Genomic DNA, 20,438 nt, shown 5'->3' with positions numbered 1-20,438 from the left:
AAACGAACGGAACGGACCATGAGCAACTTTTACGAAACACTGCTGAACAACAACCTGGGCCGCAGCCTGCTGAAGAATGTAGGTCTGCCAACACCTATCGCCCTGAAGCGTTACAACCCGAATCAGGAAACTTACTTTGAAGGTAAGGTTCTGATCGGTACCAGCAAAGGCGGTGCGCTGCTGAACGACCTGATGCGCAACCTGAAAGATTCAAAAGCAACCGTATACTTCCCAGCGGCTGCTAAAACTGCTGCAGACATTCTGGCCGCTGCTGATAAAGCCGGTGTACGCGCTATCGGCGTTGAAACCAAGAAAGGTATGTCTGAGAAGTTCGATGCGCTCGTTTTCGACGCGTCTGGTTTCGAAAGCGGTGCTGACCTGAACCAGCTGTATTACTTCTTCAACCCAGTCATGCGTCAGCTGAACAGCAACGGTCGTGTGATCGTTCTGGGTCGCCCACACATGAAAGCAAAAACTGGTGAACAGGCAGCGGCTATGCGCGCGCTGGAAGGTTTCACCCGTTCTGTTGCGAAAGAAATCGGTAAGAAGTCTGCTAACGCTACTTCTGTATACGTCGAAGAAGGCGCTGAAGCGAACATGGACTCTGCGTTCCGTTTCGTTATTTCTGCCAAGTCTGCCTACATGGACGGTCAGATCCTGACTGTGTCTAAAGCAGATGCGAACACTTACCCAGACTGGCACAAGCCTCTGGCTGGCAAAGTCGCTCTGGTGACTGGTGCAGCGCGTGGTATCGGTGAAGCAATCGCCCGTACTCTGGCACGTGACGGCGCTAAAGTTGTTGGTCTGGACATTCCACCAGCGGAAGCAGATCTGACACGCGTTATGGCTGAAATCGGTGGCGAAATGCTGCTGGCTGACATCTCTTCAGCAGAAGCACCTCAGCAGATTTCAGACAAGCTGAAAGAACTGGGCGGTGGCGATCTGATCGTTCACAACGCTGGTGTTACCCGCGACAAGATGCTCGCGAACATGCCTGAGCACTGGTGGAACATGACCATCGACATCAACCTGCTGGCGGAAGAGCACATCAACGATGCGCTGATCGCTAACAACACCATCAACAAGGGCGCAAGCATCGTTTGTGTATCTTCAATGAATGGTATTGCAGGTCAGGTTGGTCAGACCAACTACGCAGCCTCTAAAGCGGGTGTTATCGGTTACGTTCAGTACATGGCTCCGGTTCTGGCTGAGAAAGGCATCACCATCAACGCGGTTGCTCCAGGCTTCATCGAAACTCAGATGACTGATGCAATTCCGTTCATGACCCGTGAAGTTGGCCGTCGCCTGAACTCTCTGTCTCAGGGCGGTAAGCCAGTGGACGTCGCTGAAACCATCGCGTTCTTCGGTAACCCAGCATCTAACGGTGTGACGGGTAACGTTGTCCGCGTATGTGGTCAGTCTCTGGTTGGCGCATAAGCGACACAGCTGTATTAGCGCGTAAGCGACTCAGCTTTGACGGAGCTTAATCAAGCTCCGTCTCAGACAAAAAAGCCGGCAATTGCCGGCTTTTTTGTGTCTGTCAGAAACGAACACTCAACGATCAGAAGCGAACCTTGCCCCCCAGAAGCATCCGGTGAGTGTCTTCGCCGACCGCCACCGCTGGCGTCAGTTCATAACGATCCGCGAAAAGCACAGTTGCTTCAGCAAAGACCTGGGGAGACTGCCCCGGCATTCTCATCCAGCCTGCCGTGACTCCCAGATTACGCTGCACGAAATACGTCACCGCCAGGTCAGCACCCAGGTAAGTCTGCTCTGACTGGAGTAACTCCTCCCGGCTGTATAATTCAGGGGCGTCTTTTTCCCCTGTTTCAGGATTGGTATACACCTCATACAACTCGTTGCTCTGACTGGTATCGAGTGACAGTTGATGGAAGTTCGCCTCAATCAGATAGACGCTGTTGTCTGGCGTTCTGTCGACCCAGCTGAATCCAAGCGAGGTGATACTGCTGTCGACATCGGCAATAGCGTAGAGATCGTAGGTGTAATCTGCGAGGTGAAGGGTGGGCGTTGCATCGCCAACATACGCTTCACTCTCTGATGTGGATGAAGCCCGCGACAGCGTCGTAATCAGCTGCCCGGTGCGGACCCCCAGAGACAGTTCAAGTGAATTGCCATCCGCCTCTGCCGAGCCTGAAACGCTGTCCCCGTCCGCTGACATTGAGCCCGCACTGGCCCCCAGAAAGAGCTTCCGGTTCAGCAACACCAGGCGACCAGACAGCGTCTGGGTACTGCCGTCCAGGTCCAGGGCATCCTGCTCTGTCGTTTCGCTATTGTGCTGCAGCGAAAGGTACGATGCACCGTTAAGTTGATCAATTTCGAAGGCAGGCAGTCTGCTGTTGAGAGTCACACCCTTGGGGTACCAGCGGGCAGACACCGTCGAGGTTTCACTGGTCATATCATCGCCCATATCGGCTGCAGAATACGCCGCACCCACCTGCCCGTTATATTTTTCTGCAACACCTGCCTGCGCCAGAGGGCTCAACAGGAAAGGCAAGGCAAGAATCCCTGCGTACTTCATAGTGTGAAGTCTCCATTATTATTAAAATTTCTGAACCAGAGTATAGAGTAACTGGTCCATAAAAACCTGAGGTACCGCTGATCCGGTAATGCCTACCTTTAAGACAATCAACGCCAAACGGGGCTTTCATTGCCGTCTGGCCTTCGTTATTGTGGTTAAAACCAAGAGGCACGTTGCATGCAACTGAACAGCTTTACTGACTACGCACTCCGATCACTGATTCTGCTTTCTGTGGAAGGAAACGACCGCATCATAAGCGCCGCAGAAATTTCAGAGACCTTCGGTATTTCCCGTAATCACCTGATGAAAGTCGTCAACAAACTTGCTCAGCTGGGTTACGTCGATACATTGCGGGGAAAACACGGCGGCCTGAAGCTGAAGATGGCGCCTGTCGATATTAATATCGGTGCACTTATCCGCCAGACCGAACCCATGCAACTCCTGGATTGCTCCGAGAAAGCTTGCCACATCACCCGCGCCTGCCGTCTGAAAGGCGTTCTGGCCGATGCGAAAGCGGCTTTCCTCGCGGTGCTTGATAAGTACACCCTTGAAGATGTCATCAGCGACAACGAACCGCTGAAACTCCTGCTGGTCAGCAACGGCTGATCAGCGCTTCTTCCGGGCCTTTTTCTTGCGCAGAAAATCCTTAACCGGAGTTTTACGCGTTGGCAGCGCCCCTTCAAAGCGCTGTCGCATCTCTTCGACTTTCTCTTCTTTCTCACGATGACTGCGTTCGTGGCGGTGCTTCTCACCGGCAGAACGGAAATCCACCACTTTATTGTCCGGGTCTGACACTGTATCCCCCTGGGGTCCGTCAGTTCGTATGTCTCCATGCTATCATCGCGCTTTTAAAGTTCCAGCCATAAACTGCCGATATGTCCACGGTTTTACCGATTGATTCTGTTCTTGACGAACTCAGACACAGCCTCAGTGACTCACTGAATACGCTGCTGATTGCTGAACCCGGTGCGGGTAAAACCACCCGGGTGCCACTGGCTCTGCTGGAAGCCCCGTGGCTTGGCCACCGACGCATACTTATGCTTGAGCCCCGTCGTATCGCCGCCCGCAATGCCGCGACGTTTATGGCCTCTCAGCTAGGAGAAGCCCCAGGACAAACCGTAGGCTACAGAATACGGGGCGAACAGAAGACCTCGGCGGCGACCCGTATCGAGGTTGTCACGGAAGGCATTCTGACCCGCATGTTGCAGGACGATCCGGAGCTTAGTGATGTTGCTCTGGTCATCTTCGACGAATTTCACGAGCGACACCTGAACTCAGACCTGGGCCTTGCGTTATGCCTGCAGTGCCAGCAGATATTTAATCCGGAGCTGCGCCTGCTGATCATGTCTGCAACGCTGGATGAGGAGCAACTCGCAACCATGCTGAATGCTCCGGTTGTGCGTTCCGAGGGGCGTCACTGGCCGGTGACGCTGCATTACCGTCCCGCACGGGATGCGAACGAACGCCTTGCCAGCCATGCCGCCCGCGTCGCGGGTGAAGCATTGCGCGAAACAGACGGAGACATTCTGATGTTTCTGCCGGGCACTGGCGATATTCAGCGTACGGCGCAATTGCTTGAAAGCCTGTCTCATGTCCTGGTTCTGCCCCTGCACGGTCAGTTGTCTGACAAAGACCAGAAGCGGGTGTTAGCACCCGCTCCGGAAGGCCAGAGAAAAATCATTCTGGCGACGAACATTGCCGAAAGCTCACTGACCATTGATGGTGTTCGGACGGTGATCGATTCTACCCTTGAACGTCGTATGGTATTCCGCCCCGGCTCCGGCTTGAGTGAGCTGGTCACGCAGGGCATATCGCAGGCCAGTGCAACGCAGCGTATGGGACGCGCCGGTCGCCAGGCGCCTGGTGTCTGTTATCGCCTCTGCAGTGAGTCATCCATGTCACAGCGGCCTGCACATATCCGCGCTGAAATCAGTGAGTGCGATCTGCTGCCACTGAGCACTGAACTACTGCAGTGGGGTACTGATGCTGACGAGCTGAGCTGGCTGACACCGCCGCCACCAGCCAATCTGTCACAGGCCAGCGATCAGCTGGCAAGACTGGGCTTTATCAACGACCGACAGATGACGGATCTGGCGCGTGAAGCTTTGCCGCTGGGCACAGATGCCCGTCTCGCGGCCATGATGATTGCAGGCAAGCGCCTGGGGATGGGGCAGACCGCCACCGAACTGGCTGCACTCCTGCAGGAACCCGCCCTACTCCGCCAGCGGGATGATATTTCACTGTTGATGCCGGCACTGCGGCAACAGGCTATCTGGCAGAAGCGGATTGCCCCACTGGCACGCCGATGGCAGCAACAGATGAAGGTGTCTCAGGATACCAGTACGCCTGACATCGCCCTGCTGCTGGCCTGCGCATTTCCCGAGCGTATTGCGCGTGTGCGCTCCCAAACCCAGCCGGATCGCTATCTTCTGGCTTCGGGAGCCGGGGCCGAGCTGGCAGAGAACAGCGCCCTGAGGGGTGAAGAATGGCTTGTCTGTGCAGAAGTCACCGCAGGGCAGCCAAACAGAATCCGCGTTGCCACACCGCTGTCTGCCTCATCGCTGGAGACCTATATCGACGGGATGCAGACGTCGACCACCGAACACGTCGATATACGCTGGACGGAATCGGGTCAATTACTTGCAGAAAAGCAGACCCGCCTCGGTGCTCTGGTACTGCACAGAAAGCGTATTACCGATCTGACCAACGACGACTGGTTATCTGCCTGGCGCGAGCTGTTGCGAAAAGAGGGGCTGACGCTACTCAACTGGGACGACAGCGCCCTCCAGTTGCGCGCACGTCTCGCCTTAGCCGCAGAGGATGCACCCGGACAATGGCCCGACGTATCAGACAGCGGTCTCCTGTCACGTCTGGATGAGTGGCTGGAGCCATATCTTACGGGGGTCCGGAATCTACGTGCACTGCAGAAGGTCCCGGTCAAAGAAGCCTTGCTGAGCCTGCTCGACTGGGATCAGCAACAGAGTCTGAAGGCCAGTCTTCCAACGCATCTGACCGTGCCGAGTGGCTCATCCATACAGATTGACTACAGCACCACGCCACCGGTACTTGCCGTAAAACTGCAGGAGATGTTCGGTTACGAAGGCCAGCCTTCGGTGCTGAATGGACGCCTGCCGCTCATGCTTCACCTGCTGTCACCCGCCCGCAGACCTCTGCAGGTGACTCAGGACCTGCCGCATTTCTGGCGTAATACCTATGCCGACGTCAGAAAGGATATGCGTGGGCGATACCCCAAGCATCCCTGGCCGGAAGACCCGATGGCGGCAGAGGCTACCCGTTACACCAAGCGCCGCACCTGACTTTCTGGCCCCTCTGGCGTGATCCTGGCCTCGTTTACACAAACAGACATCCCAACTTAACAGTCCTTAACACAAAGCCTGTGGTGTGCTCTGAGGGCAGCGCTAATCTGAAATCAGAATACTCTCAGGTGCTGTCCCGTGAAACGAATCATTCCTGCTGCTCTTATTATCGCTCTGGTGTCGGTTGGCATTGTGCTGATGCGCAACACGCCCGAAGTGGTTCATGTCGCCACGCCGTCTGCGGGGGATTCCACCCCGCCTCCACAGCCCGCGCCAACCACCCCGACCATGCTGACGCACGATGATCACGATCACGCAGGCCACGCCCATAAAGAAGTTGAGGCACTGCCACCAGAACTTCAGGCCTACCTGAAAGACCAGCGTCTGCCTGCAGCCAGACTGCCTGTGACCTATCACGGCAATGGCCGCGCCACCGTCTACACCGAAGGACAATGGTCCACCGTCGTGATGGCGGTCATAGATGAAGACGGTACACACCACACCGTTGAACGCCGTATTGACCCCGTTGGCACGCTTGAGCTGGAGGCCCGCTAATGAAACGTATTCTTCCTCTACTTTTTGCTCTTTCTGCCAGTGCCTATGCTGATGTACTTATCGTCAACGGCGATTCCGGCGGCGAAGGTTTCAATGACACAACCGCCGCTACCCCGGTCGGCGGAAACCCCGGTACGACCCTTGGGCAACAACGCCTGAACGTCTTTCAGAAAGCGGCCGATATTCTGAACGCTACCTACGACATCAGTGTTGATGTCCGGGTGGCTTCATCGTTTGATCCGCTGTCGTGTAACTCAAGCAGCGCCGTCCTTGGTCAGGCTGGCCCTGCCGCCTACGAATACATTTACGCCAGTCGCGATGTCATCCCGCACGCTCTGTATAACCAGCAGGCTGGGTACGATACGGATTCGGGCTACCAGGACATCAATGCACAGTTCAACTCGTCCATCGACAACAACAACAGCTGTCTGTTCGGCACCAACTGGTACTACGGCTATGATGAGCCTGTGGGCTCGGATAAGTCTCTGTTATCCGTGGTTCTGCACGAAATCATGCACGGCATGGGCTTCCTTTCCACACTGCAGTCGAATGGTCAGGCCGGTGGTGGCTGGACGGTCGGTGGCAGCTTTGTGGAAGGCTTTGACCCCTATACCCGTCAGCTGAAGGACGCGGGCACCGGCCAGAACCTGATTGACCAGGGGATATCTACCCGTGCGGCGGTGATGAAGTCGGTCAACAATCTGGTGTGGGGTGGTACAGAAGCCAACGCCCTGTCCGGAAGCTATTCCTCAGGAACAAACGGTGGCGCGATGAAAATGTATGCGCCATCCACGTACGAAAGCGGCTCGTCCGTGTCGCATTTCGATACCAGCCTGAGCCCGAATGAGCTGATGGAACCAGCCTACACCGAGTTTCTTTCCACGCCCGGCCTGGGCGAGCAACTGCTGGTCGATATTGGCTGGGCCTATAACAGCACCCCTGCGCCGAACAATGCTCCGGTGCTGAGCGCTATTGGTAACCAGAGCCTGGCCGAAGACACCACCGACACCGTCGCTCTGTCAGCCACCGATGCGGATGGCGATTCCCTGAGCTACTCGCTCAGCAGTGCCAATGCTTCACTGGGCGCCAGCATCAGTGGTTCCACGCTGACGCTCAACCCCGTCAGCAACTATCACGGGACCGGCAGCCTGACCATTCAGGTGTCTGACGGCACAGATACTGATTCAGAAACGATCTCAGTCACAGTGACCCCGGTAAACGACGCTCCGGTGTTCGCGGCGACAGGCAACCAGTCAATGAGTGAAGATTCCTCGGCGAACTTCACCCTGAGTGCCAGTGATGTTGATGGTGATTCCCTGACCTACAGCATTCAGAGCTCGGCACCGTCTCTGGGGGCCAGTATCAGTGGCAACGTTCTGACCGCGAGCCCGCTCCCGGATTACAACGGTAATTACACTGTGACGGTTCAGGTCTCCGATGGCAGCCTGACCGACACCGATGTATTCACTATCACCGTCAACAACGTTAATGACGCGCCGGTGTTCGCCGCTGTCAGTAGCCAGAGCCTGAACGAAGACACCAGCACCAGTGTCAGCCTCAGCGCCACCGATGCCGACGGCGACTCGCTGAGTTACAGCATTGACAGTGCCGATGCGAATCTCGGGGCGAGTGTTTCGGGAAGTACTCTATATATCAGCCCGGTGGCTGACTACAACGGCTCAGGCACCATCGTAGTCCGCGTCAGTGACGGCTCGCTGGCCGATACCGGCAATGTCAGTGTTACCGTCAATCCAGTGAACGATGCTCCTGTACTCGCAGCGCCCGGCAACGCCACCGTTAACTTTGCAGACAACACAACGGTCACACTTTCTGGTTCAGATATAGATGGAGACTCCCTGACCTACTCAGCAGTGTCTGCCGATACCGGTATCGCTACTGTGTCGGTGTCAGGCAATCAACTGACCATCACAGCAACCGGAAATACAGAAACCAGCACAACCGTCACGGTAACTGTCAGTGACGGCAGTCTGACAGACGACCAGACCATGACAGTGACACTGAATGATCCGGCGACAGCAGATCCACTGACGGCTGGCACAGGCGGTACTGTGCTCAATGATGGTGACACGCTGGAAGTCAGTCTGAATGATGTTGCGGTCACCCTTGCAGGTGGCACTGAGAGCTACTCTGCAACCCTGTTCTTTGATGGCGCGGACCGCAGTGAACTTCTCTCTCAGTCTGCCAGTGTGATTACCGTAGGCATGCCTGAAAGCGGCGCCTTTGCAGGTCTCTATCGCCTGGATGTGGACGACGGCGATACCACCGCGACCTTCTGGCTGGAGCGCCCTCTGCGCCTGAGCAGCAGTGTTTCCCCGCTACTGGCAGGCTCGGATGCATCCACCCTGACCATTGAGGGCGCACCTGTGTCCGCCAGCGTCAGCCTCGCAGTGTCACCTGCCGGGCTGACCTTCGCCGACAACGGCGGCACTACGGTGTCTTCCGCCACAGCTCCGGACGATGCACAAACGTTTAACGCGATCGTACTGACACTTCTGCCCGTCAGCAGTGGTACAACAGGTATCACTGCCAGCGCCAGTAATATCCCGGACTCTGAGCTGGATGTCGCGACTGTGGCGCGCCGCACACTGACGCTGACCGTGCGCGACGAAAACAATACCCGGGTTCCGGGGGCAGACGTGCAGATATCTGACGAGCGCTTTGCCGAGTGGGGTCTTGAAGATAGCTATCAGGCAGACAGCACTGGCAGTGTCACCCTCGAACTGCCGGCACTGGATATCGGGATAAACGTCAGTGCAGAAGGTTTTGCTGACGCCACGGTTGAGCTGCCAGCCGCCGCTGCCAGTGCCGTCGTGAATCTTGATCCGGCCGCCACACTCTACGCGGTACGTGGTCAGATTGATGCGCGCGGATTCACCTTCAGTAACGAGGCTCCGCGGATCTCGGTACGCCTGTCGGATGGTAGTCTGAGCACTCCAGAGGTAGAGGAACGCAGTAACACCCGACTGGAGTACAACTGGAGTACGTCTCTGAGTGGCGCTCTGCCGGAAGCTCTGGTGGTATCACACAGTGCCGTGCCTGAGGTTGAGATTCCTCTGAATCCTGCCTTCTCTGAAGAGTCTGTCGATATTCTTCTGGCGGTGGCAGCTACTGAAGATTCAACAGAATCCGGCGCAGGCAATGGACTCTGGCTGCTGGCGTTCGGTCTGCTTGCTCTGCTGCGCCGTTCAGCCCCAGAGAAGCTTAAGCGCGACCAGTAAGGTAATCACTTCATAGAGTCGTTTGATGAGCAGATTACCGGACTGGATGGATGTGTGGGCTCCCAGGAAACCTCCAACCAGGGAACCCGCCACCAGCGCCGGAATCCAGCTCCACTGGACCTCGGCGACCGCTCCCATGGTAATCGCGCCAGTGCCGTTCCAGCCGAGCCCCACGGCGACCAGTGTCTGGGCCACAGCGCGCTTGTATTCCAGGCCAAACCAGTACACCAGCCAGAGGGTAACGAAAAGCCCTGAGCCTGCAGACAGCGCCCCATTCGCAAAACCGATCAGAAACAACACGCCGCCACCGATCAGCATCCCGGACAGGTCACGATGTTTGTCTTCTGTGGTGAGACCCAGCTCAGGGCGGAGCCACGAATACAGCGACAGCGCCAGTGTCAGAACGCCCAGAGCAATCTCGGCTGCCCGGGCAGGCACATCAAGAATAAAGAGCGCGCCCCCAACCACGCCGGGTGCACCTGCAAGAAATATCAGCAGCAGAATGACTTTATCCAGATGCCCTTCGCGCAGATGCCGCAGCGTTGCTCCCAGACCAAGCGCGACGGTCGCTATTTTGTGTGTTGCCAGCGCCAGCGGAAACGGCAGTCCCATGAAGATCAGAATCGGCAGCTGTATCAGACCTGCACCGCCCCCCGCGAGTGCGGAAAACCAATTCGCGGCAACGGCAATAACAAATAAGATCAAATGTTCTGTATACTCAGCCATAGATGACTCAACAGTGGAAACGCCCTGATGAAATACGCTCTCTACTACCATGACTACTGCCCATTCTGTCAGCGGGTGCTGATGACATTACCCAGCTTCCGGGTCAAGGTAGAGAAACGCAATGTGATGGAAAATCCTGAGTTCCGTAAACAACAGCAGGCTGCAACCGGCAGAACTACAGTGCCCTGCCTGCTTATCGAGAACGGCGACTCTCAGGAATGGATGTATGAGTCTTCAGACATTATTGCTTATCTGAAAGGCCTCTGAGACCTTCGGCCAGCTCACCGCTGGCCAGTAAACGGCGCACCGTATCCACGACCGCCTGAGTCTGAGCATCAACTTCGACGTTGATTGCGTCACCCACTCTGATCAGTCCAAACGTCGTAACATCCCGGGTCTCCGGAATCAGATGTACCGCAAAGCGGTCTGCTTCGACTTCTGCAATGGTCAGGCTGCAACCATTCAGCGCGATATATCCTTTATCGAGGATATATGCCGCCAGGTGCGCAGGCCGCTCCATCCAGACCACCAGATTATTTTCCGTTTCGATGATCTCCAGCACACTTACCTGATCCATGATGTGACCAGACAAAACGTGTCCGCCTATTTCGTCACCAAAACGCGCCGCCCGTTCGATATTGACGATATCGCCTTTTTCAACGGCCCCCAGATTGGTCACTTTTAACGTCTGGCCGATCGCATCAAAACTGACACGCCCACCATCAATCGTGCGTGCGGTCAGACAGGTACCGTTGATCGCAACCGAGGCCCCCGTCTCAAGACCGGAGACAAATTCTTCAGAAAATTCGAACACAAAGGTTGCAAAGTCATCGCGGGAAATACGTTCCGCAACAGGCATACGGGTCTGAACAATGCCAGTGAACATTTCGGGCCTCCAGGCGTCACAGTTGACAGAATTATGCACTATACTGGCGGTTAAAACCCAGCAGAGTACATAAGTTGGACGTTAAAAAAACAGGACTGATTCTCTCCGGTGGTGGGGCGCGGGCGGCCTATCAGGTTGGCGTACTGAAAGCGATCCACCGGATTCTCCCAAAGGGCCATTATAATCCGTTTGATGTGATTTCCGGTACCTCAGCGGGCGCAATTAATGGTGTTGCCCTGGCGAGCTATGCCGAAAATTACCGGATTGGGATAAAACATCTCGAACGTATCTGGATGCATTTCAGCTGCGATCAGATTTACCGCACGGATTTTCTCGGTGTCTCGAATGGCCTGATGCGCATGATGCGCTCGCTGATCATCGGCCGCCGTTTTAAAAATGATCCCGTATCTCTGCTGGATAATAAACCGCTGCGCGACCTTCTTAATGAAGCCATTAAATTCGATCAGATTCAGTCGGGCATTGATAATGGTGCATTGCACGCCATCGCGGTGAACTGCTCGGGCCTGGAAAGCGGCGAGTCAGTCGCCTTTTTTCAGGGGCATTACAGTATTACGAACTGGCAGCGCCATCGCCGCATTGGTAAACGTACGCGAATCACGCTGGATCACCTGATGGCCTCGTCCGCCATCCCGATGATTTTCCCTGCCGTCAAACTGCACGGCGAATACTACGCCGACGGTGCTGTGCGTCAGCTTGCTCCCGTCAGCCCGGCACTGCATCTCGGGGCGGAAAAAATCATGGTCATCGGTGTGAGTGGTATTGCTCACAAACGCAAAGACCAGAAAAAAGAATCCATCGCCTACCCCAGCCCGGCGAAGGTGATGGGCCATATGCTTAACGCGGCCTTTCTCGATAGTATGGAAACCGATGTCGAGCGCCTGCGCAGAATTAACCGGACGCTGGAGCGGATCCCTGAAGAAATTCGTCAGTCAGAAGGCATGGAGTTGCGCCAGATTGAACTGCTGGAAATTAACCCAAGCCGTTCAATTGATCAGATTGCAGGAGAGCACGCTGCCGAAGTTCCCAAAGCCCTTAAAATGGCATTGGGTGGCAGTGGCAACACCAGTCAGAATGGTTCAGGCATTCTCTCGTATCTGCTTTTTTCTCAGGGTTTCTGTAAAGCACTGATCGACCTCGGCTTTAACGATGCCATGGAGCGCGCTGACGAAATCCGCGACTTTTTCAGTGATCACTTCAAAGAGTAAGGAGATTCCATGAACCAATACCGGAATATTGTCGTACTTACCGGTGCAGGGATTTCTGCAGAGTCGGGAATCAATACCTTCCGGGACAATAATGGCCTCTGGGAAAATCATCGTATTGAAGATGTCGCAACGCCTGAAGCTTTCCAGCGTGATCCGGTGCTGGTGCAGAAATTTTATAATCTGCGACGTGCCGGCCTGAAAGAAGTTGTACCTAATAACGCCCACAAAGCCCTGGCGGAATTCGAAAAAAGTTTTTCCGGCGATTTTCTTCTCGTTACTCAGAATGTGGATGATCTCCACGACCGGGCCGGTAACGAAAAACTGATTCATATGCACGGCGAACTGCTGAAATCCCATTGCACAACGACAGGTCAGGTGCATCGTCAGAGTGACGATATCAGCTCAGACAGCCGCTGCCTGTGCTGCAATACAACGACACTCAGGCCGCATATCGTCTGGTTTGGTGAAATGCCCTTGCAGATGGAGGCCATTTACTCGGCACTGGAAACCTGCGACCTGTTTATCAGCATAGGTACCTCAGGCAATGTTTACCCTGCCGCAGGTTTTGTTGAAGTTGCCAATCAGGCGGGGGCAAGAACGGTCGAGATTAATCTTGAGCCTTCCCGCGGCGCGGATGCGTTTTCTGAAGCAGTGATTGGCCCCGCTTCAATCAAAGTGCCTGAATTTCTCAGTTCGCTGTAAGCCCACTTGGCAGGCAAATAGTTGTCAGGCAAATAAACGCTGCATTTCTTCCAGGCTGTGCAGCTCGTGAATCAGCTGTTCACGTTCGCTGCGCGCGACTTCCTGCCAGCTGCGGTCAGACAACGCCCCTACCAACGCATAAAGAAAGTTCATACTGGGCAGGTTGTCCCCCTGCTCCCGGGCGCGCATCCTCAGACGGTAAAACGCCATGACAGGTCCGATCGCTCGCAGATCGTCGACATCGCGTATGCCAACCAGTGCCAGTGATTCTTCGCTTCTGGCTCCCAGTCCCCGCAGGTCTCTGATTCTGTCCATTCCCTTGCCCTTAATAAACACATGTCTAACTTCTGCGTATATTGCACATATTCACGCATTTTGAGTAGTGACTTTAGTCACTGGTGTCCCCGGCGGAAAATTTGTGACATTTGATCTACTGCTATCACAACTCTTAAGACAGGGACGACCAATAATGAAAATTCTCACTCCCAACCTCAGTGCATTCGTAAACGCCATGATCAGTGCTCTGGTCAGCGTGCTGCTGACCGTAAGCCTTTACTGGGTAGCTCCCTCCCCCGCCCACGCTGATACGACCCTGTCGGCGCTGGAAGATCAGATGAATAGCCTGATTCAGGCAGAAGGCCAGTCAAAGAAAATGACCCTGATACTGGAAAGCGAATCCGGTGTCCGGTTTATCGCCAGTGTGCTGGAAGAGCCCGATGATTTTCTCTACCTGCCTGATTCAACCACCAAATGGATCACGAGCCTGGTGATTCTCGATCAGGTCGCAAAGGGCAATCTCAGCCTGGACACTAAGGCGGCTGACCTTCTGGCAGAACGGGCCGACTGGCCACAGACCGGTAACCTGAGCCAGATTACTCTGCGGCACCTGCTGGCACAGACCTCTGGCCTGGTCGACAACCCATCCTGTTCGTACCTGCCGTTCTATTCCATTGAAGGGTGCGTTAAGCAGATCGCCCGTATTCATGAAAAATACAGTGATGACCCCGACTACGCGCCGGGCAATGGATTTTTCTATGCCTACGCCCATTTTCAGGTGGCAGGTCTGATGGCGATCGAGGCTGCTCAGCGGACAGAACCGGACCGGGAGATGGATTGGGATCGTCTGCTCCGGGACTTCAAAGCCGGGACGGGCCTTATGCCCCGGGCGTTTTATATCATTCCCAATCCCTGGAATCCGATGCTGTCTGGCGGTATGAGCTGGAAAGCATTGGATTATCACGAAGCGATCAGAGCGATGTACCACCGCCAGGTACTCACCCCAGACCTGATCAACGCCATGCTCGCACCACAGACGCTGGACTCAGTACCTGATCCCGCTCAGAAGTTCGCATTTAACCCCATGTCCGAACAGGGCTATGACCTTGGAGTGATGCAGTACGGGCTTGGCAATTGGGTTGAAGGCGATACAGATGAAGACGGCGTCTGGCAGAGCTGGGGGCGCAACAGTAGCGGCGGGCTTTTTGGCTCATACCCGTTTATGAGCGAGCAGGATGGCTACTTCGGAGTTCTGGCAAAACAGAGCACTCCCAGAACCTTCGACGAGGCCTATGCCTTTTTCGAACAGCTGGAGCCTCTGATCCGGCAATGGGCTGAACTGGCTAACCAGTCTCAGCCTCAGTAGACAGGCTGGGGAGAAGTCCGGGCCTACTCCTGCGCAGGTCCGAGACCTGCCATCTGTTGCCGGTATTCTGCCGGCGACACTCCTGTCCAGCGACGGAATGCGCGGGAAAAATTCCCTCCCCCCTGATAACCCAGTTCGTCTGCAATCGCTGAGATTCCGTAGGCATTGTTCATCAGCAGGTCCTTTGCCATCGCACATTTCGCGTCTTCGAGAAGCTCACGATAGCTACTGCCCTGGGATTCGAGGTACCGACGCAGGGCACGTGGTTCGGAGTTAAACTGCGCTGCCAGCTCTTCAAGCCCCGGGAAATTACCGGAACGGGAGCGCAGGTACTGTGTGATCTGCATCAGGGTCGGTAGGTCGCCCGCCGTCAGCTCGTCCTCCATCTGGTGACACTGCTCAAGGGCGTGATGCAGCCCCATCTGACTGGCCGTCGGTAAAGGACGATCAAGAATGGACGAAGAGAAACGGAAGCTGTCTTCACTGGCGCCGAAGATCATTGTCGGCAGACGATCTTCATAGCGGGAAATATAGGCTGGGCGCTCCTGCGCCAGATGAATTTCTGCCGCATCCGTTTTCCCGAGCACCAGCTCCATAACCCGGTAGGCACTGATGACAGCCACTTCAGACAAAAGGCAACAGATGTTTCCGGGGACCTCCTGCTGCTCAATCAGCCGCAGCGAAGACCAGTCATCGCCAAAGATAACTTCCATATCCAGACCGGTTCTCAGAAGGTGCCAGTAACGTGTACTGACCATCAGAGAGTCACGCACGGTGGCACTGCTCATGGCAGCCAGCCCGACCATGCCAAATGCGGTTGGCGGGATTCGCAGCCCAACTTCAATGCCCAGACCATCGTTCCCGCACTCTTCGAGTATCAACTCCAGTAAACGCAGGAACATCTGCAGATCAAGCTCTGCAATCCCCTCATCAAGACCCCGGTCATACCCAACAAGCGCCAGCAGGGTATCCGGGTCGACACCGCGCTCGGCCGCCGTATCCAGATACGCGCGCAGATAAGTATCCGACACTATCACATCAGAATTATGTGCCTGAGATCTGAGTACACGATTGTCATGAGGCTGAAACAAAGAGTCTGTCATTATGGGAATCTGTCGCCAAAACACACTGCAGTCTACCGGTGGGTCCAAGGGTAACTCAAGGAGTCACAGAGGCCGCAGGCAGGTGCGAACAGGACAATTCTGCATCATTTTTATCTTCTGATGGCCTGGGGTCAGCAAGAAAAAACCCGCCAGAGGGCGGGCTTCAGAAGATCGGTCAGTCGTTTTCTTTCCAGAAAATCCTTTCGATCATATCGCATCGGTTGAGACCATTGCGGAATGCCTCCGGACCGACCAGAGTCAGGCCTTCGCCACAGATCAGCTCATCCGGATTATCCGGGTCCTGCGCCGCTTCAGGCATGAGAACCACCGGGCTCGGCGGTATCCCGGTTTTCACCGTCTCGACCACATAGCGGCCATCATCAATCTGGGCCGGCGGTACACCCATGCGGCTCGCCAGATTCGTGCCCATAGGGTCACGGACATCCGCCATGTAAAGTCGCGAGGTACCCAGCGTTCCGCACTGTGCCGTAATGCTGGAGGCGTCGTTGGGTGTGTAGGTCGTAAAGCTGACCAGCCCCTTAACCGTAACGGAGGTCGCCAGAACTTTCTCATACGCGTCTGTCAGCGGAATATACCAGCCATGGGAAGCTGTCTGGGCATCGCTTGTTCCCCACTCCTCAAGGTCACCAAAGCTGACGCTCGAATAGCCCTCCGGATATTGCTTACCGATCAGGTCTTTAATCAAAAACTGGTAATCGGTTGTGGTCTGACTCAGTGGGTGTGCCCGGTAGCCAGAACCGATACTGATCAGAATGTAGCCCGAACCGTAATCGTTGTAGTAAGTGATGTCCGGTGAACTGAAGAAACGGCGGTTGCCCTGCGCATCAGAAGTATTGATATCGGCAATCACCCCCCCCGTCGCAAACGTCGCTGCATTCTCTGCACTCTCACTGAGATCAAAGCGCCAGACCCGTCCACCCACATCGGCGGCATACAGGAGATCAATGTAGCCATTATCGTTACGGTCAACCGGGATCACGTCTGCGGCAAACGCACTGAGCATCTCGGATTCCAGACCCACATCGCTGAGCGCACTCCAGAGTTTTTCACCTGTGAGGGCATCAATCATATACACAGTGCGACCGATGGAATTCCCGGAGCGAGTCAGCGGGCCGTTAAGGTCATCACCATCTTCATCCGGGTCATAGCCGCCCGATGCGAACAGCACGACCTTGTCCGCACCCTGATAGCGCACCATGGCCGGGATCAGAGAACCCCAGGTCTGACCCAGCTCACTGAAACCGGAGGTGACTTCAGGAACATTGATCAGCTCATCGTCGACGTAGTTGCCATGAACCTCCCACAGCATCTGCGGGTCATTGCGATCGGTCACATCCAGAGCGTAGTAAGACTGGCCTCCACGGCGCATACCAACAAACAGGTAGACCTTGTCGGTGCCATCGACGATGCCGTTGTAGTTAGTATCGTTGTGCCAGTGAGTGACGGCACCATCAAGGCCATACACCTTTTCACCACTCAGATAACGTTCACCTTTAAAATACTGATATGGATTCTGCAGAAGCTCGCGCGGAATCAGAGAAAAATATTCCTGCGGGTTTTCAACATCCGTGCTGAAGGCGTGCAGGTAACCACTGTTCGTGGCGATAAAGGCCACGCTGTCATCCGGACCGTAATTAATCACCAGTGGCTGACTGTGCAGAGGGTCTTCAATCTCTGTGCGAACCGACCCGTCACTGTTGTAACCGAGAACCCAGCCGATCACTTCATCACGCAGACTGGATGTCAGGCTTTCGACGACACCTAACCCGAGCAACTCATCCGTCAGCACGGTTTTCACCGACGCCGGAATATTTCCGATCACACTGTTGGCCGGAACACCGGTCGGAGCAGCGAGCTTTTCGATGCTGCCATTCACTGTGGTAAATACTTTTCTTGGCGACGTCAGACGACTCGCCGCACCACCACTGTTTACCGTCGCGCCGTCCGGGGTTTCGCTCCAGAAGCTCTGTGCGTTATCGGCGAAATATCCGGAGTCAGGATCAACCGCAGCAAAGCCATTCTGGTCTTCAATGGTGCCATCACTGCGCATCCGGTAGCGCTTCAGGTTGCCCTTCCAGTTCTGTGTCTCGTGCGGTGCAAAAACAGAAAAATACACCTCATCACTTTTTTCCAGACTGTTAAACGAGTTCACGGAAATCGTTGGTGAGGTAAACGATGAAGGCACATCAATCGGCGCCAGAAAGGCCTCTTTCAGTGCGTCAGAAATTTCGCTGTAGGTCTCAACCGGCGTAAAAGTGCCGCCACCGGCTTCCGCAATATTACTCAATACTTCGATGGCATCGCGGTCATCATTGATAAAGCCACCAATCGTATCGATGGTGATGGTCTGAGTGCCGCGAACATCCGAACGATGATCAACATTATTCATGTAGTAGGCCATCTCTTCGACGCAATCGCCGCTGCCCCCACAGTCGTATCCTCTCCCCCAGTCGTCATCGTAATAATCTTTGGCCGGCAGATTCATATAGCGCACAAGATCATCAATCTCGTCATTCCGCTCGCTGTCTCCCGTGGGGTCGCCATCACTGAACAGAACCACTTTGGTTGCAATAGAGCACTGCGGAAAATCCGGGGCCTTATAAAACGCCTGATTGCTATCCATCCGGGAGGCCGGAACACTAGGAAAATCGATTTCATCTTCACGACCGCGTTCATCAAAAATCGTCGAGCGCGAATCCAGCCCGAAATCCACTGAACGGCCACTGAGATAGCGCCAGGCTTCCCAGAGTGCTTCCGACATAGGTGTGGTCGAATCCGTCGCCCAGCTGTCGATGTGATAATTAAAATCGTCGACCACCTCGGTGATCGGAGTGACCGGAATGTTGACGAATGCGCCGTGGCCATCGGCCTCAAAGCGCATCAGGCCAAGGTTCAGGCCTTTAATCTGTGTCGTTGCGACCACTTCTTTGGCCACAGTTTTGACCAGTTCAAGGCGGGTAACTTCTTCACTCGCCAGCGGAGTACCCAGATAATTCAGGTAGTTCCCGCTCCAGAGAATATCGTACTGACCGTCGTTGTAGCGGCCATTACCCCAGTCCCAGCGTTCAGAAAAAACATAACTCGTGGTGTACGGAAATGTCGCGCCCGGAGGTGTCAGATGCTCGTACTCGGCACCGTTGTATTCATACGGCCGATAACCAAACTGACGACACTGCAGGATGGTTCCCGCCCCCTGTGACACCGTCGGGCGATCAGATGCCAGCATGTCGCTGTCGTACTGAGGCGCAGTCCAACCTGTGCCCGGCTGCCAGAAAGCAAACCGGTCGCGCGAATAACCGCGGCGTTCGATGGCAGAAAACGTGTTGTCATCGCAGACGACTGAACTCTCTGCGACCTGATACTCCTTAATCAGAGCCACCTGAGCTGAGGTCAGATTGACCTCCAGCTGATCATCCGAAAAGGTATCTTCGCGGAAGACGTAATACCCTTCCGGATCAAAGCCGTAATACTCGGTCGGATAGGTATAAGACGAGTCATAGGCCGGACGTCGCACTGCCATGATGGCATCCCGCTCCATACTGGCCGAGGTATCGACCAGGAAAACGACGTTAGCGCCCTGGGTAGCGTTTTCCCCAGAATAAATTTCAACATCGTCAGCAGAGGCTGAGGCCGCAGACAGAAATGACGCAAGCATCAGCGCCGTTACGGGGTAGGAGATCTGAATCTTCATTGTGCAGCACTGGCCAGAAAGGAGATGTTCAACGTCTGCGACGAATTGAATGCCGCGTTGTTTTCAATCGCTGCGTCCGCATTAATCTCAAAGGGTAGACGACTGTACTTACCTACGCTGGTGTCTGTACCCAGCGCATGGCGACTGAACATAAGTCCACGGCCGACATAGACGATACTCGTCTCTACCTGAGTCTTTTTGTAGTTGGGTCCGGGATCAATGCCCTGAGGAGTAAACTCTGGCAGGTTGCTGTCCTGATTGATCTTAACCTCGCCTTGCTCCATTTCGACGGAGAAGGCCGCATCGGCAAGCAACTGGGTGTCCTGACGCACGCGGGTGAAGTTAGACTCCAGCTCACTCATTGCGGCCTGAAAAACAGACTCTTTGCTTTGCGTGTTACCGACCATGCGGATCTGCATCGACGAATTCTGCAGTGCAACGAGCGCAGTCATGGTGGTAGCTGTCAGCAGGATCATGCTGACGATCAAGGCGGCACCGCGTGATCCTGTAAATGATCTGGCCTGCATAGGTGTTCCCCTGTTGAAGCGTGAGAATGTCATTCTTTCTTATTATTAGTGGTGCGCATTTATTCAGCATGACGCACTCTGTCTCATTCGTACTCTACTTTAAACCGGACAAAGTTACAGTCAGGAAAAAGTAAGAAACACTTTGTTACAAATATCACTCTAACCCGCATTCCCACTCAAGTTAGTGACATGTGTATCAATTAAAGGAGCAAATTCGGCAAATAACAGAAATGTGGCACACCAGGCCCTACGCCCGGCACGATC

At 54.9% G+C, this 20,438-nt stretch carries 17 protein-coding genes; 9 read left to right on the top strand and 8 right to left on the bottom strand.

The window, feature by feature from the left end:
* Nucleotides 1-18: 18 nt before the first annotated feature.
* Nucleotides 19-1,437 (top strand): 3-oxoacyl-ACP reductase, encoded by a 1,419-nt coding sequence (locus tag Q1L85_RS13270; protein WP_300426139.1) that lies wholly within the window; start codon nucleotides 19-21, stop codon nucleotides 1,435-1,437.
* A 124-nt stretch (nucleotides 1,438-1,561) separates the two neighbouring features.
* Here the strand turns inward: Q1L85_RS13270 and Q1L85_RS13265 are convergent, their stop codons facing one another.
* Nucleotides 1,562-2,539: a hypothetical protein gene (locus tag Q1L85_RS13265; protein ID WP_300426138.1), complete on the bottom strand. Its 978-nt coding sequence runs from the start codon at nucleotides 2,537-2,539 to the stop codon at nucleotides 1,562-1,564.
* A 177-nt stretch (nucleotides 2,540-2,716) separates the two neighbouring features.
* On the opposite strand from Q1L85_RS13265, the gene Q1L85_RS13260 reads away from it, so the two are divergent.
* Nucleotides 2,717-3,145, top strand: coding sequence for an Rrf2 family transcriptional regulator (locus Q1L85_RS13260; protein WP_300426137.1), 429 nt, complete (start codon nucleotides 2,717-2,719; stop codon nucleotides 3,143-3,145).
* On the opposite strand, the gene Q1L85_RS13255 is transcribed toward Q1L85_RS13260, so the two are convergent.
* Nucleotides 3,146-3,334, bottom strand: coding sequence for a tRNA (uracil-5-)-methyltransferase (locus Q1L85_RS13255; protein ID WP_300426136.1), 189 nt, complete (start codon nucleotides 3,332-3,334; stop codon nucleotides 3,146-3,148).
* Nucleotides 3,335-3,414: 80 nt separating this feature from the next.
* Here Q1L85_RS13255 and hrpB point away from each other — a divergent pair, with 80 nt between their 5' ends.
* The 3 genes from hrpB (at nucleotide 3,415) to Q1L85_RS13240 (ending at nucleotide 9,650) form a co-directional block, all read left to right on the top strand.
* A complete protein-coding gene (gene hrpB / locus Q1L85_RS13250; RefSeq protein WP_300426135.1) occupies nucleotides 3,415-5,856 on the top strand; it encodes an ATP-dependent helicase HrpB in 2,442 nt (813 codons plus the stop codon).
* Between the two features lie 138 nt (nucleotides 5,857-5,994).
* Nucleotides 5,995-6,411, top strand: coding sequence for a hypothetical protein (locus Q1L85_RS13245; protein ID WP_300433388.1), 417 nt, complete (start codon nucleotides 5,995-5,997; stop codon nucleotides 6,409-6,411).
* Entirely contained in the window at nucleotides 6,411-9,650 is a 3,240-nt protein-coding gene (locus tag Q1L85_RS13240) for a tandem-95 repeat protein (protein WP_300433386.1), read from the top strand. Before Q1L85_RS13245 ends, Q1L85_RS13240 begins: the two co-directional genes overlap by 1 nt.
* Here the strand turns inward: Q1L85_RS13240 and Q1L85_RS13235 are convergent.
* Complete coding sequence (locus Q1L85_RS13235; protein ID WP_300428420.1) at nucleotides 9,618-10,376, bottom strand: sulfite exporter TauE/SafE family protein; 759 nt, start codon at nucleotides 10,374-10,376, stop codon at nucleotides 9,618-9,620. The genes Q1L85_RS13240 and Q1L85_RS13235 overlap by 33 nt on opposite strands.
* Before the next feature lie 27 nt (nucleotides 10,377-10,403).
* On the opposite strand from Q1L85_RS13235, the gene Q1L85_RS13230 reads away from it, so the two are divergent.
* Nucleotides 10,404-10,643: a glutaredoxin gene (locus Q1L85_RS13230; protein WP_300428422.1), complete on the top strand. Its 240-nt coding sequence runs from the start codon at nucleotides 10,404-10,406 to the stop codon at nucleotides 10,641-10,643.
* On the opposite strand, the gene Q1L85_RS13225 is transcribed toward Q1L85_RS13230, so the two are convergent.
* On the bottom strand, nucleotides 10,618-11,262 hold the full coding sequence (locus Q1L85_RS13225) for a riboflavin synthase subunit alpha (protein ID WP_300428423.1): 645 nt from the start codon (nucleotides 11,260-11,262) through the stop codon (nucleotides 10,618-10,620). The two genes, Q1L85_RS13230 and Q1L85_RS13225, sit on opposite strands and share 26 nt — an antisense overlap.
* Before the next feature lie 74 nt (nucleotides 11,263-11,336).
* Here Q1L85_RS13225 and Q1L85_RS13220 point away from each other — a divergent pair, with 74 nt between their 5' ends.
* Nucleotides 11,337-12,488, top strand: a complete 1,152-nt coding sequence (locus tag Q1L85_RS13220) for a patatin-like phospholipase family protein (RefSeq protein ID WP_300428424.1) — start codon at nucleotides 11,337-11,339, stop codon at nucleotides 12,486-12,488.
* 9 nt (nucleotides 12,489-12,497) lie between these two features.
* Nucleotides 12,498-13,190, top strand: a complete 693-nt coding sequence (cobB, locus tag Q1L85_RS13215; RefSeq protein WP_300428426.1) for a Sir2 family NAD+-dependent deacetylase — start codon at nucleotides 12,498-12,500, stop codon at nucleotides 13,188-13,190.
* Nucleotides 13,191-13,214: 24 nt separating this feature from the next.
* On the opposite strand, the gene Q1L85_RS13210 is transcribed toward cobB, so the two are convergent.
* Entirely contained in the window at nucleotides 13,215-13,505 is a 291-nt protein-coding gene (locus Q1L85_RS13210) for a TfoX/Sxy family protein (RefSeq protein WP_300428427.1), read from the bottom strand.
* 154 nt (nucleotides 13,506-13,659) lie between these two features.
* Between Q1L85_RS13210 and Q1L85_RS13205 the strand changes: the two genes are divergently transcribed.
* Nucleotides 13,660-14,832, top strand: coding sequence for a serine hydrolase (locus Q1L85_RS13205; RefSeq protein ID WP_300428429.1), 1,173 nt, complete (start codon nucleotides 13,660-13,662; stop codon nucleotides 14,830-14,832).
* Between the two features lie 23 nt (nucleotides 14,833-14,855).
* Here Q1L85_RS13205 and Q1L85_RS13200 read toward each other — a convergent pair whose 3' ends face one another.
* The 3 genes from Q1L85_RS13200 to Q1L85_RS13190 all read right to left on the bottom strand — a co-directional run bounded on the left by Q1L85_RS13200 (nucleotide 14,856) and on the right by Q1L85_RS13190 (nucleotide 20,174).
* Entirely contained in the window at nucleotides 14,856-15,863 is a 1,008-nt protein-coding gene (locus tag Q1L85_RS13200) for an AraC family transcriptional regulator (protein WP_300433382.1), read from the bottom strand.
* A 247-nt stretch (nucleotides 15,864-16,110) separates the two neighbouring features.
* A complete protein-coding gene (locus Q1L85_RS13195; RefSeq protein WP_300433380.1) occupies nucleotides 16,111-19,647 on the bottom strand; it encodes a pilus assembly protein in 3,537 nt (1,178 codons plus the stop codon).
* Nucleotides 19,644-20,174 (bottom strand): PilX N-terminal domain-containing pilus assembly protein, encoded by a 531-nt coding sequence (locus tag Q1L85_RS13190; RefSeq protein WP_300426265.1) that lies wholly within the window; start codon nucleotides 20,172-20,174, stop codon nucleotides 19,644-19,646. Before Q1L85_RS13190 ends, Q1L85_RS13195 begins: the two co-directional genes overlap by 4 nt.
* Nucleotides 20,175-20,438: the final 264 nt, after the last annotated feature.

It is taken from the genome of uncultured Thalassolituus sp. (assembly GCF_950066645.1).
Taxonomy (GTDB): domain Bacteria; phylum Pseudomonadota; class Gammaproteobacteria; order Pseudomonadales; family Oceanobacteraceae; genus Thalassolituus.
This window is presented reverse-complemented; position numbering and strand designations above follow the sequence as displayed.